The organism is Acidisoma cellulosilyticum (assembly GCF_020621385.1).
Lineage (GTDB): Bacteria > Pseudomonadota > Alphaproteobacteria > Acetobacterales > Acetobacteraceae > Acidisoma > Acidisoma cellulosilyticum.
This window is the reverse complement of the sequence record NZ_JAESVA010000058.1, coordinates 1-206: the sequence shown is the minus strand read 5'-3', so window position 1 is coordinate 206 and position 206 is coordinate 1. Positions and strand designations below refer to the sequence as shown.

Genomic DNA, 206 nt, shown 5'->3' with positions numbered 1-206 from the left:
AACAATTGCCTTTGCCGGACATGGAAATCAGCGCGCCGTGTTTTCTCAGCTCGCTCTGATAATCAATGGAACAATATTGGCTGCCGCGATCCGAGTGGCAGATGGGAGTGTCAGGAATTTCGTGTTTGGCCGGTGCATAGTGGGAAAGAAGGAGAAGCCCGATGGCACGCCGCAAAGAGCCTGCGATTCCTGATGCGATATTGGAC

1 pseudogene is annotated in these 206 nt (G+C 52.9%); it reads right to left on the bottom strand.

Going from position 1 to position 206, the window contains the following annotated elements:
- A pseudogene (locus ACELLULO517_RS29190) lies at positions 1–206 on the bottom strand (IS3 family transposase); the annotation flags it as partial.